Origin of the sequence: Chroogloeocystis siderophila 5.2 s.c.1, from assembly GCF_001904655.1 — a bacterium.
GTDB classification, from domain to species: Bacteria; Cyanobacteriota; Cyanobacteriia; order Cyanobacteriales; family Chroococcidiopsidaceae; genus Chroogloeocystis; species Chroogloeocystis siderophila.
Genome location: NZ_MRCC01000025.1, coordinates 35,921 through 46,556, shown reverse-complemented (window position 1 = coordinate 46,556; position 10,636 = coordinate 35,921). Strand labels below are relative to the sequence as shown.

Annotated in this window: 18 protein-coding genes; 11 read left to right on the top strand and 7 right to left on the bottom strand. The window is 43.4% G+C overall.

The window, feature by feature from the left end:
- Positions 1–177 precede the first annotated feature (177 nt).
- From NIES1031_RS21560 to NIES1031_RS21550, 3 genes are all read left to right on the top strand, one after another.
- Complete coding sequence (locus NIES1031_RS21560) at positions 178–459, top strand: glycoside hydrolase 100 family protein (RefSeq protein ID WP_073551498.1); 282 nt, start codon at positions 178–180, stop codon at positions 457–459.
- A gap of 196 nt (positions 460–655) precedes the next feature.
- Positions 656–1,171: an HdeD family acid-resistance protein gene (locus tag NIES1031_RS21555; protein WP_073551497.1), complete on the top strand. Its 516-nt coding sequence runs from the start codon at positions 656–658 to the stop codon at positions 1,169–1,171.
- Between the two features lie 209 nt (positions 1,172–1,380).
- Positions 1,381–1,743 carry a phage holin family protein gene (locus NIES1031_RS21550; RefSeq protein ID WP_073551496.1) on the top strand — a complete coding sequence of 121 codons (363 nt, stop codon included), beginning with the start codon at positions 1,381–1,383 and terminating at the stop codon, positions 1,741–1,743.
- A gap of 83 nt (positions 1,744–1,826) precedes the next feature.
- Here NIES1031_RS21550 and NIES1031_RS23520 read toward each other — a convergent pair whose 3' ends face one another.
- Entirely contained in the window at positions 1,827–2,207 is a 381-nt protein-coding gene (locus NIES1031_RS23520) for a hypothetical protein (protein WP_084544435.1), read from the bottom strand.
- Between the two features lie 20 nt (positions 2,208–2,227).
- Positions 2,228–2,404 (bottom strand): hypothetical protein, encoded by a 177-nt coding sequence (locus NIES1031_RS24585; protein WP_178378216.1) that lies wholly within the window; start codon positions 2,402–2,404, stop codon positions 2,228–2,230.
- Positions 2,405–3,244: 840 nt separating this feature from the next.
- Here NIES1031_RS24585 and NIES1031_RS25245 point away from each other — a divergent pair.
- From NIES1031_RS25245 to NIES1031_RS25850, 3 genes are all read left to right on the top strand, one after another.
- Positions 3,245–3,559, top strand: coding sequence for a methylglyoxal synthase (locus tag NIES1031_RS25245; RefSeq protein ID WP_218596917.1), 315 nt, complete (start codon positions 3,245–3,247; stop codon positions 3,557–3,559).
- Positions 3,480–4,040, top strand: a complete 561-nt coding sequence (locus NIES1031_RS25240) for a diacylglycerol kinase family protein (RefSeq protein WP_236738944.1) — start codon at positions 3,480–3,482, stop codon at positions 4,038–4,040. Before NIES1031_RS25245 ends, NIES1031_RS25240 begins: the two co-directional genes overlap by 80 nt.
- A 114-nt stretch (positions 4,041–4,154) precedes the next feature.
- Positions 4,155–4,526: a hypothetical protein gene (locus NIES1031_RS25850; RefSeq protein ID WP_330219981.1), complete on the top strand. Its 372-nt coding sequence runs from the start codon at positions 4,155–4,157 to the stop codon at positions 4,524–4,526.
- Positions 4,527–4,943: 417 nt separating this feature from the next.
- Here the strand turns inward: NIES1031_RS25850 and NIES1031_RS21535 are convergent, their stop codons facing one another.
- Positions 4,944–5,075: a helix-turn-helix domain-containing protein gene (locus NIES1031_RS21535; protein WP_084544434.1), complete on the bottom strand. Its 132-nt coding sequence runs from the start codon at positions 5,073–5,075 to the stop codon at positions 4,944–4,946.
- A 97-nt stretch (positions 5,076–5,172) separates the two neighbouring features.
- Between NIES1031_RS21535 and NIES1031_RS21530 the strand changes: the two genes are divergently transcribed.
- From NIES1031_RS21530 to NIES1031_RS26465, 4 genes are all read left to right on the top strand, one after another.
- On the top strand, positions 5,173–5,883 hold the full coding sequence (locus NIES1031_RS21530) for an SDR family oxidoreductase (RefSeq protein ID WP_073551495.1): 711 nt from the start codon (positions 5,173–5,175) through the stop codon (positions 5,881–5,883).
- 113 nt (positions 5,884–5,996) lie between these two features.
- On the top strand, positions 5,997–6,479 hold the full coding sequence (locus NIES1031_RS25230; RefSeq protein ID WP_073551494.1) for an MATE family efflux transporter: 483 nt from the start codon (positions 5,997–5,999) through the stop codon (positions 6,477–6,479).
- A gap of 12 nt (positions 6,480–6,491) precedes the next feature.
- Positions 6,492–6,872: an MATE family efflux transporter gene (locus NIES1031_RS25225; RefSeq protein WP_073551493.1), complete on the top strand. Its 381-nt coding sequence runs from the start codon at positions 6,492–6,494 to the stop codon at positions 6,870–6,872.
- Entirely contained in the window at positions 6,761–7,138 is a 378-nt protein-coding gene (locus NIES1031_RS26465; RefSeq protein WP_407919514.1) for a DUF4079 domain-containing protein, read from the top strand. Before NIES1031_RS25225 ends, NIES1031_RS26465 begins: the two co-directional genes overlap by 112 nt.
- Positions 7,139–7,207: 69 nt before the next feature.
- Here the strand turns inward: NIES1031_RS26465 and petA are convergent, their stop codons facing one another.
- Both petA and petC read right to left on the bottom strand, forming a co-directional pair.
- Positions 7,208–8,191: a cytochrome f gene (petA, locus tag NIES1031_RS21510; RefSeq protein WP_073551492.1), complete on the bottom strand. Its 984-nt coding sequence runs from the start codon at positions 8,189–8,191 to the stop codon at positions 7,208–7,210.
- 74 nt (positions 8,192–8,265) lie between these two features.
- Entirely contained in the window at positions 8,266–8,805 is a 540-nt protein-coding gene (petC, locus tag NIES1031_RS21505) for a cytochrome b6-f complex iron-sulfur subunit (protein WP_073551491.1), read from the bottom strand.
- Between the two features lie 230 nt (positions 8,806–9,035).
- On the opposite strand from petC, the gene NIES1031_RS21500 reads away from it, so the two are divergent.
- The gene (locus NIES1031_RS21500; RefSeq protein ID WP_073551490.1) at positions 9,036–9,350 is read left to right on the top strand and encodes a DUF3067 family protein; all 315 of its coding nucleotides are present in this window, start codon (positions 9,036–9,038) and stop codon (positions 9,348–9,350) included.
- A 17-nt stretch (positions 9,351–9,367) separates the two neighbouring features.
- On the opposite strand, the gene NIES1031_RS21495 is transcribed toward NIES1031_RS21500, so the two are convergent.
- On the bottom strand, positions 9,368–9,700 hold the full coding sequence (locus NIES1031_RS21495) for a tRNA-binding protein (RefSeq protein ID WP_073551489.1): 333 nt from the start codon (positions 9,698–9,700) through the stop codon (positions 9,368–9,370).
- Entirely contained in the window at positions 9,697–10,515 is an 819-nt protein-coding gene (gene tatC, locus NIES1031_RS21490; RefSeq protein WP_073551488.1) for a twin-arginine translocase subunit TatC, read from the bottom strand. Before tatC ends, NIES1031_RS21495 begins: the two co-directional genes overlap by 4 nt.
- Positions 10,516–10,636 lie beyond the last annotated feature (121 nt).

Here is a 10,636-nt window from a genome sequence, read left to right as displayed (position 1 = left end):
CTCCAAAGGCTTTTTTCCTTCTGTCAATGTATCAGCCCTGCATAATCCCAGGGGGACTTTGAAGCGAGCCGGCTCGGAAGTCCCCTAAGATTGGGGGCAGTTCGCCAAAGACTTTCATATCCGACATGGCGGAGGCTAGCTTCAAGGTAACAAGGTTGATGGTGTGGCTCGACTGGCTTGTTTTACTTTGGCTATTTGCTACCGCTGCACAAAAAAACAGAACGGCAAGAATTAGCTTATCGCGCGATCGCGCTTGCTGAAACTCGGTTAATCGAGGATGGATTTCCTGAAGACTACGATGGTAAGCAGGGGCGCTTAATTGATAAAGAAGCAAGAATTTATCAAACTTGGATGATCGCCGGCTTGCTAGCGGCAAAAGAGGTAATGGCAAACCCCAAACACGTTGATTTACTGAGTTTTGCGGAGGAAGTTGAGAGTTCTACTTGCAAGTTGTCGTAAGGGTCAGAAGTTCCCGAACTCGATAATACCAAAATGGTAAGTTAAAGGTAGAGTGTCTAATTGCAATCGGTAAGGGGGAATGCATTAACACCTACACTACGCTCGAAAATCCAAAGATGTTTTTACCCAAACGCTAGCAAAGATGAGTAAAAATCTACTGGCTAAAGAGGCTTAAATTAAACAGAAGGAGATTTGAATGAGAACTACAGATCCTGAAGTGAGTGATAGAGAACGTAATGCTGGCTCAGGAATCGGTATAGTAGTTGGGATCTTATTAGTCATTATCGGGCTAGCCGCTATTGCTCGACCTGTTTATGCAACCATTGCTTCGACAATCGCATTTGGCTGGATTGTTATTTTCGCTGGAATTGCTCAGTTTATATATGCTTTTGGATCGCGAGGAGCAGGTCAGTTTGTCTGGAAACTGCTGTTGAGCATCTTCTATTTTGTGGCTGGGCTTGTTGTTTTAACCAATATCCTTTCAGGAGCGATCACCCTAACACTCATACTCGGAATTACGATCTTTGTTCAAGGTGCGTTGCAAGTTTTTATTGCCTTTGATTTGCGTCCTGCTCGCAACTGGGGTTGGGTATTATTCAGTGGAATTTTAGGAATTATATTAGGTATCCTTATTTGGTCTGAATGGCCTTTCAACGCAGATTGGATACTCGGAATTTTTGTTGGAATTACCCTTTTATTTAATTTTATTTAATGGTATCTGGATGATTATCTTATCATCATTGCCGCGCGCTACTTAGTCTTGATATCATCTACTGTTAAATAACCTTTCCTTTCTTTGTGGTTAGTTACTAGTTACTCTTCACCTTTTACCATTTTTATCATCACGAATCAACATTCCGTTGCAGGTTGTATGCTTTGTACATAGAAAAACGTTCACAGTTGTATCCCAGGAGTGGATAAATGCTTGGATTTTTAATTTCTGTCGTCGTCATTGCGATTAGTTTATTGATTATCTCAAAACTACCTTTGGGTGTTGAGGTGGATAATCCTTGGGTTGCCTTAATTGCTGGAGCGATTATTGGTGCATTTAATGGTATTTGGGGTTTGTTTCCTGGCTGGTTTAGAACGGCGAATGCTCTTTTAAGTTTAGGATTGATTCCCTTAATCGGTAGTATTATTGTATTTGGTCTAGCAGCTTGGTTGGTTGAGGGATTTCGCTTGCGATGGGGAATTGGCAGTGCAATTTTGGGAGCGATCGCTCTTAGCATTGTTAACTCAATTCTCTTTTTCATTCTGCGCCAAACAGGCTTGGTTGCAATTTAATTGCTCGAAAATCCTGCTTTTCATTCAAGCATAAATACTCGCTGTTCATTTTTCAGCGATTTTCTGAACTGGGCATTGCGAAGTTAGAGGTTGGTCGATAGACCAGATCGGCAGTTGATCGACTTGCTCAATAGTCTGCTTAACGTGAGGTATGCCATTGGGTAAAATGGCGTTACCGAAATCACCTCGGCTCCAGTGTGTTCGTAAGAACCGATAATGCAAACAGTATAGCGCCCTTGCCGTCGGGCTTGATTCACTGGAGAACCTACGTCCACCTCCAGCGTATCGGCAACCCAGTTGCGATCGCCTTGCAAATGATAAACACGATCTGCGGCGTTAAATCCGGCGCTGCCTTCAAATGTACCGCTGATCGACAATACCGTTAAGCGGGCGTTGATCCATTCATTTAGGTGTGCCGTCGTCGCCCCCAAAGCAACTTGAGTTACACCACTTGTACTGATCAAAATTAAGTTAATTTGGTCTATCAGATTGAGCGATCAGATGTGCAACATTCATGCGCTCGACAATCGTAATGAGCAATACTTAAGTTGTAAACTGAACCATAACGCTCGTCACCGGAAATTGCAAACCGCCATAAATTGCGAACTTGAACTAAAACATTACGCAGTATTCCATCGCTTTGTTTTGAGGCTTCCCACAATGGAGTTAAGAACTCTTGACTGCCGAGAAATCAGTTAATGACTGAGTAAGGAAACACATTTCGTACAACAACACACTGAGGATGGCGTTCTGCAAGCTGATGAATAAAATACTTTTCACCAGGCGTAATTTCTTCAGGGGAAAAGTTCCCAACACTAGGCAAAAACACAATATAGCAATTGATAGCTGATGTGGGATCAAATAGCAGCTTGACGCCCTAGAACTTCAAGCATTTCTTCCAAGCCTAAACCTCAGCGGTTTGGTTAAGCCACTAGACTATTGTACTCAGCGGTGCCAGCATCCCCAAAAGCATTAAGACTCCAACCACCAAAAGGATAAGCCTAAATGTTGTCCCACTTAATCTATGAATTGTGCGGCTGATCTACTGCGGCATTTGAGAATTGCTGTGTCAGTTGTTGAGGTTACAATTTCTTGAGGTTGAGAGCAGCGATTTTGTTTTTTGAAACCAGGATTTCTTACCCAACCTCAATATTGCTGGTACTCGCGACGTAGTTGCTCAAATGAGGTCTCTAAGCTTTGATGTTGTCAATCCGCAGGTCTCGTTTTTCCCTACAATCTGTTGCCCAATTGAAAAGAAATTCCTCATAATTGCATTATTCATTTTCACATATTTTCAATCCGCACATCGCACAGCACCTTGTAGCAAATTTGATAGTAAACAGGTACGTCAATTTCTTTGTAATGCCATAGCAGAGGTTAGAGTTACAAGCAAGCTATAGTCATAGAATTGAGCTTCTACTTCTTTTGCATCTTCACCAGAAATTATACTGATTGCAACAGGCTGTAATTAAAGAAAGTGTTTCATGATTGGTAATACTGTATGTTACCGCTTTTGATTATGGCTAATACGATCGCACTCATTACTCATGACAGTCGCAAAGAAGACATTGTACAGTTTGCATTAGCTCATGCCTCTATTTTGTCGCGCTACCACCTGATTGCAAGCGTAAAGACAAGCGCACAAATTCAAGCGGCAACCGAATTACCTGTGGAGCAGAAATTAACAGGTTCTCGCGGTGGAGTTGTTCAGATCGCGGCTGAAGTTGCGAGTGGCAATGTTTTGGCTGTCATTTTTTTTAGTCGATCCGCTGATTGGCTTCGAACCAAGTTTAGATGCCTTGTTGCATCTTTGTAATATTCATAATGTTGCAGTAGCGACAAATCTAGCAACTGCCGAAGCGATCGCAACTCGATTAGCCAAAACGCGCGTTGCCCACCTCATTTTCAATCCAGTTTCAGGTCAGCGCGATGCCGAGCAAGATTTATTAATTCGGGAATTACTAGAGCCGCATTTTAGTTTAAGAATTCACCAAACAACGCGAGAAATAAATCTCATGCAACTGGCGCGTGCGGCGATCGCAAATCATGCCGATTTAGTTATTGCATCTGATGGGCATGGAACTGTTTTTGCTGTTGCGGGTGCTTTAATTGGCACGGCAATTCCGTTAGGTATTATTCCCAGAGGTACAGCAAATGCCTTTGCCGTTGCGTTGGGTATTTCTGGATTGTTATCTGTGCGCAATGCTTGCCAAATTATTCTTGCCGAACACGCTCAAACGGTCGATGCTGCCTACTGTAATGGTTTTTCAATGACTTTGTTAGCAGGCATCGGCTAAGAAGCGAATGTCGTGGAAGCCGCGAATCGCGAGTTAAAAGATCAATGGGGTACGCTTGCTTATCTAATGGTAGGTTGGTAATCAATGGACAAACAATAACCGTTCGAGACAGAAATTGAGGCTGAGGGAACTACCTACAAATCTGAAGCAGGTGCGATTACAATTGCGAATGCTGCTCCACCTACATCTATCCTCGCCCAAGGCACAGGGCAAGTCCTCGTAGATGATCGACAGATTGATGTCACGATCGCCACCGCAGAAAACAAACTTCATGCAGTGACAACCATGCTTCGACTATTAGGAAGCGCAATTACGAAAACTGAGGTAAATCAACAGCATGTCATTCACGGTCGAACTCGCCGCTTAAAAGTAACTACAAATCCGCCGCAGAAAGTTGTAGTTGATGGGGAAATCATTGGCGCAAAACAAGTTGAGGTAGAGTGTATGCCTCACGGTCTAACGGTATTAGTTGCACAATCTTCTTGAGCTTCGTTGATTATAACTTAGTGGCGAGTGCGGCACAATTTCTGCTACTTACCAAAGTTGTATTGCCAAAAACTTAAGAAGCACTATGTATTGAATTGATATGTAATACTACAATACTAATACCAATGTTTAGAACTAATTACGCAACAAATTTATCAAGATAACTTCTAGACTATCTTGGCTAGAGGTAAGAGTCATGAAATTGAATTTCCTTTAACCAAAACGTATTTTTTGAGCGAGAGTCTTTTCCGCTGTCGTCTTTGTTTTTCCTCTACCAAAGTTATGTAGCGATTCAGTTTGCTTCATTGAGTTCTCGTAGTAAGCACGACACGTACTCGTAATCAGCGGTTCCTTTTCTAAAATTAAATTTATTGCTCGCGTTGTGCGTTGTAATAGCCGTATTCCTAGGCAATCTTCTCATCTTGCAACTCGTTTACTAATTGCAGAAAAAGTTGTATTTAGCGATCGCGCGGCTGCACTGAAACTATGACACTCGACACTTTCCACGAAGGCGATTAATTCTGATAGTTGGTTAAAAACACTCAGCATTTGTTCTTTTTCAGCACAGATGTTTTGCCAATATCAAGTTTTCTGTTCTATTACAGCAAAGTTTAACTTAAAAGAATAAATTAATAGAGGTCAAACAATGAGTCAAAAGGTTGCGATCGTAACAGCCGCAAGTCGCGGTATTGGGGCAGGATGTGCGCGTGAGTTGGCAGCACAGGGATATACAGTTTCACTGTTGGCGCGATCGCCAAGTATTCATGATTTGGCGCAGGAACTTGGCGGAATTGCCATGCAAGGATCGATGTCCAACGCACAGGATTTAGAACATTTGGTACAAACTACGTCAAATAAATTTGGGCGCATTGATGCTGTAGTTAATAGCTTTGGCGATCCGCCTCGAACTGATTTATTAGAAATTTCCGACGAGATGTGGTTAGAGAACTTTGAGATGCTGTTTCTCAGCGTGGTGCGGTTAGCACGACTCGTTACAGAACCGATGCGTCAACAAGGAGGCGGGGCGATCGTCAATATTTCTGCGTGTGATTCTCAAGAACCAGATTTGGGAACTCCGTTTAGTGGTACGCTTCGAGCAACAATGGAAGGATTCACAAAACTATATGCTAAGCGGTATCGTAGCGATCGCATTCGCATGAACTCAGTGGCTCCATTCTTTGTAGCAGATAACCTCGAAGAACTCGCAGACTGGAATGTTCCTCACGATCTGATGTGGAGTCGTCTAGCTACTTATGCCGAACTGGCAAAAATAGTCGCTTTTCTCATTTCCGATGATGCCAAATTTATCACTGGAACAACATTGAAAGTCGATGAAGCGCGGTCTGCGGCGATTTAATAACAACAAGAAATTACCCGCAAGATTTTGACAAAACAGCAAAAAATAGAAAGATTTCACGTTGCTTGTTTTTCTAAAGTAACAGTGTAGCAAGTCCTCTAGAGAATTTCACAATGACTGTCATGCAGATGCCAAAGCATATACATACTGAAGTGCGAGAGTTCCTGAAGTTAGCGATTCCCCTTGCTAGTGCCCAAGTTGTCCAATCTGCGACAGGCTTTGCTGATACGATCATGATGGGCAGAATGGGAGCCGAAGTTTTGGCAGCAGTGGGACTCGCAGCAATTATCTTTCTCTCGATTATGACCACGGCGAGTGGCGTTATGATGGGCGTAAGTCCACTCATTGCAGAAGCCTTTGGGGCAGGGCAAAAATTCCGCATCGAGCAAGTAGCGCATCAAGGGCTGTGGTTAGCGCTGTTGGTTGCACTACCGTTGATGATCTTTACTGCACATCTTTATACCTGGCTCAGCCATAGCGGACAAACATCAAAAACTATGCAACTTGTCAATACCTCTTTAGACATTATGCTGCGGGGTTTATTTCCCGCAGTAGGATTTGCGGCGTTACGTGCTACAGTTTCCGCGCTTTCGTAGGCGCGTCCAGTGATGATGATTGTGGTGACTGGAACGACTTTTAATATTATCGGGAATTATGTCTTAGGATTTGGTAAATTTGGTTTTCCTCAACTGGGGCTTGCTGGATTGGGAGTCGCGAGAGTCATAGCGCTGTATGTCTTTAAAAATCAAAATTTGAGGAAATATCGCATTTTTCAAGAACTTCACCGCGTGAGACTGCGCATTCTCTGGGAATTAACTCGGATTATTTTCTGGTTGAGAAATCGGATTTTTCTGGTGATTACTTTCTGGACGGGAACATTAGGCACAGAAGTATTAGCAGCACATCAGGTTGTCTTTCAAACGATCATTGTCCTGTTTATGGTGCCATTGGGAAGTTCTTACGCAACCACAGTGCGCGTTGGGCAATAGTTAGGGTAGCGATCGCGCTGGCGGTGATGGTAACTGGTGCCATCGGAGGTGTTGTTATTACCTATTTGAGCGCGGGTGAAATTTCAGTCAATGCTCATTTATTTGTTGGTTTAGCAATGACAGCGTTAATTGCAATTTCTGCAGCTTTGGCTCCTGTCATACAGCATGGGAGTAACTGGGCGCGATATATTCATACTGGTATAAATCTTTGTCTTGTAGCATTCTTTAGTTGGCAATTACTAACAGGTTTACAAATCGTACAATAACTTTTAACAAGTTCGTAAATAAAAAGGACAGGCGATAAACCTGTCCCAAAGAATTCAAAGGATTTGAGTTTAGAAATTCATTTCCGCTGCTTGTACTTTCTCGACTTGCTTCTTCTTGAGTACTAACAGAACTTGACACAACATAATTGCGGCTAAGAACGCCATCAACCATTGAATTCTAGCCGAACTTTGAAGCACGATTTCACCGTCGTCTTGACCAAATCCACCAACGTTGGGGTTATCGGTCAAAGCATCACCAGCAGCAACTGTTTGCCCTTCTGAGACAATTAGTTTTGGTCCTAGGGGAATTGTCTCAACAACCGTTTCACCTGCATTAGTATTGATGGTGACTTGGTACTGAGTTGTCCCGTTTTCATCGGTAGTTTGGTCAATTTTGGTAATTGTACCGGCGGTAGAGGCATTATAAACCGAGTTATTGCTTTTCTCACCCGTAGGGTAAACCTGACCTCGTCCGCGATTACCACCTACATGAACCGGATATTTACCAAAGTGGATATTTTTGTCTGTTCTCGGATCGGGGGACAGTACAGGAAAAACGATTTCTTGATACTGTTCGCCTGGTAAAGGTCCAACAAGTACGATGTTTTCTTTATCTTCACTATAGGGCTGGAAGTAAAGATCGCCGACTTTTTCTTTCATCTCCTCTGACAGTCGTTCAGGAGGGGCAATCTTAAAGCCTTCCGGCAACATTAATACAGCACCTACATTTAATCCACCTAAGGAACCATCGCTGAGTACCTGCTGTACATTGGTATCATAAGGAATTTTTATAACTGCTTCAAATACCGTGTCGGGAAGCACCGATTGCGGAATTTCGAGTTCGGTGGGTTTAGCAGCGAGGTGACAGTTAGCGCACACAATTCTCCCTGTAGGTTCGCGAGGAGTTTCCGGATAAGTTTGTTGCGCCCAAAAAGGATAAGCAGCAGCAGCCTGGGGTAACACCAAGTCGCTCGCGAGAAAGAAACTAACAGTAGCGATCGCTATAATTACCGTATTAACAATCGCTTTTGTTGATAACAAAGCTTTTTTCATCAGTAACCAAACACTTATTTGTGACGAAGGTCAAATGTAAGGGCAAAAGACTAAGGGCTAGCCACTTGATTATCTTAAGTCCACCAAGGTGGTTCCCCAGTCCGGAAATCAGTTTCCGTCCAGGGAGTGATGGAAATTTTATCGTCTTCTGTGCTGACGTGTACGAGGGCTAACGACAGTGGTGCGGGACCTCGGACAACTTTGCCCGTTTCGTCGTACTGCGAACCATGACACGGACACTTAAACTTGTTTTCAGCGGCATTCCAAGGCACAACACAACCGAGGTGGGTGCATACCGCGTTTAGACCATAATCGCCAATGGCTTCTTTGCTTTCGACGATAATATAAGTCGGATCGCCTTTGAGTCCTTGCGCGAGGACGCGATCGCCTGGATTGTGCGTTTCTAAAAAGTTACTGACGCTGATATCATTGCCCAATGCGTCTTTGGCTTTTACGCCACCACCAGCACCACCACTACTCGGCGGAATAAAGAATTTCACTACCGGATACAATGCTCCCAGAGCAGTTCCGGTAATCGTACCAAAGGTGAGCAAGTTCATGAATTGACGACGCCCCATATCGGGTACGTCCATGGATTTAGACATTTGAGCCATAATTTCTGCTCTTTGCTTGTATCTTTGTTAACAACGCTGAGATTTGCTCCCAGAACCTCACTTATCCTCTGTTGGAGTCGGTCTACCACGACTCGCAACAACTTTCAAATCCCTCTTTTAAGAGTGTTTCCAGCCTTTTTCAGAGGACCATTACATTTCTTTATATTGTTATCATACCTGAGTTACGCAGCTTTACTTTATAACGAAATGTAAAAGGCAATTGCAACGAAATGACAGGAAAGGAGTTACGTCAGATATTGTTAAATAAGTGGGGGCGATCTTACGATGTTCAGCTACGGCGCGTCCAAGGCAAAGTTTTTCTTCAGGTGATGTGGAAGTACTTAGAGCAAGCGTCTTTTCCGCTTACCGAAACCGAATACCAAGAGCATTTAGATGCGATCGCCAATTATCTTCACGCCTTGGGTGGAACGCAGCAAGTACAGCAATTTATTGCCCAAACCCGCGAACGTCCCCGACTCGGTAAAGCCGTAAGTATTCCACTCGATTTAGACTTCGGCGAACGTGCTTCGGAATGGCTGATCTAGAAGAAGTGAGCAAAGAGTTATAGAATTCTTTTGCCAAGAGGGACATCGCGATCAGGTTTAACAAGTACGACTTCTTTATTGTCGAGTACGACACCTAAGACAAGTACCTCAGACATAAAATCCGCAACTTGGCGCGGGGGAAAGTTGGTAACAGCGAGAATTTGCCTACCTGTCAACTCTTCGTGGCGATACTTCGTAATTTGCGCACTCGATTTTTTAATTCCTAACGCGCCAAAATCAATCCACAGTTTATATGCCGGTTTTCTTGCTTTGGGAAAATCTTCAACTTTGACGACCTTACCGACGCGAATTTCTACTTTCTGAAAATTGCTGTACGTAATTTTTGTCATTTACCTATCAATTTAACCGCAGCAATTCCACCAAAGTAAAGTCCTAATACAGCACCCGCCAAAAGGCTTTGTGTCAAAGGATCAGTTGAAGGTGTTAAGACTGCACCCAAGACAACTCCACCAAGAATGACATAGCGCCAACCCGCCAGCATTTGCTTAGAAGAAACAATTCCCAAAGCCCCAAGCAGCAGTTGAATGACGGGAATCTGAAAAGCTAAACCTGTGCTAAACAACAGCAGTAGCACAAACTCAAAGTAGCGATCAATCGACCACAGTTGTTCGACGACATCAGCACCATAATTAATGAAAAACTTTAACGCAGCTGGAATCAAGGCAAGATAAGCAAACACCAATCCAGCCGCAAATAATACAGTTGAACCTAAAACAATTGGTGCGACTAAGCGGCGTTCGCGGCGTGTTAGCCCTGGTAAGACAAACTGAATAATTTGGTAAAGGATAAACGGGCTAGCTAAGAGCAGACCACTATAGCCTGCGACTTTGAGCGAAACAAAAAAGTACTCTCCTGGCGCTAGCTGTAGAAACTTGACTCCTTGAGCAGGAACTTCGAGTAACTGAACAATCGGTTTAACTGCGATAAAACAGCCAACAACACTTATCAATACCGCAATTAAGGAATAAAAAATTCGCTGTCGCAACTCTTCCAAGTGATCGAACAGCGACATTTCTACTTCGCCAGGTAACTCATTTAAGTAGTTATTTTCCCAATCCTGGTTGCCTTCAGTCTTGGTTTCTTGTTCCAAGTCAGTCGTTGAAGCGGGCATAGTTGCACTATCTAAATCTGAGGGCGGCGTCATGAGTTAGCTTTATTGCAAGATCTGCAATCTATTTTATCTGGTAGACAAGAGTTCGCAGCTAAAAGCCTGCAATATTATGCCCTAAAAAGTCTAACCTCTGACTCCTCAATTACGGTGTTAC

Coding starts and splice junctions, on each gene's coding strand:
- NIES1031_RS21555 (WP_073551497.1), top strand. CDS start 656: ATGAGAACTACAGATCCTGAAGTGAGTGATAGAGAACGTAATGCTGGC.
- NIES1031_RS21550 (WP_073551496.1), top strand. CDS start 1,381: ATGCTTGGATTTTTAATTTCTGTCGTCGTCATTGCGATTAGTTTATTG.
- NIES1031_RS25245 (WP_218596917.1), top strand. CDS start 3,245: ATGTTACCGCTTTTGATTATGGCTAATACGATCGCACTCATTACTCAT.
- NIES1031_RS25240 (WP_236738944.1), top strand. CDS start 3,480: ATGTTTTGGCTGTCATTTTTTTTAGTCGATCCGCTGATTGGCTTCGAA.
- NIES1031_RS21535 (WP_084544434.1), bottom strand. CDS start 5,075: ATGCTGAGTGTTTTTAACCAACTATCAGAATTAATCGCCTTCGTGGAA.
- NIES1031_RS21530 (WP_073551495.1), top strand. CDS start 5,173: ATGAGTCAAAAGGTTGCGATCGTAACAGCCGCAAGTCGCGGTATTGGG.
- NIES1031_RS25230 (WP_073551494.1), top strand. CDS start 5,997: ATGACTGTCATGCAGATGCCAAAGCATATACATACTGAAGTGCGAGAG.
- NIES1031_RS25225 (WP_073551493.1), top strand. CDS start 6,492: ATGATGATTGTGGTGACTGGAACGACTTTTAATATTATCGGGAATTAT.
- petA (WP_073551492.1), bottom strand. CDS start 8,191: ATGAAAAAAGCTTTGTTATCAACAAAAGCGATTGTTAATACGGTAATT.
- petC (WP_073551491.1), bottom strand. CDS start 8,805: ATGGCTCAAATGTCTAAATCCATGGACGTACCCGATATGGGGCGTCGT.
- NIES1031_RS21500 (WP_073551490.1), top strand. CDS start 9,036: ATGACAGGAAAGGAGTTACGTCAGATATTGTTAAATAAGTGGGGGCGA.
- NIES1031_RS21495 (WP_073551489.1), bottom strand. CDS start 9,700: ATGACAAAAATTACGTACAGCAATTTTCAGAAAGTAGAAATTCGCGTC.
- tatC (WP_073551488.1), bottom strand. CDS start 10,515: ATGACGCCGCCCTCAGATTTAGATAGTGCAACTATGCCCGCTTCAACG.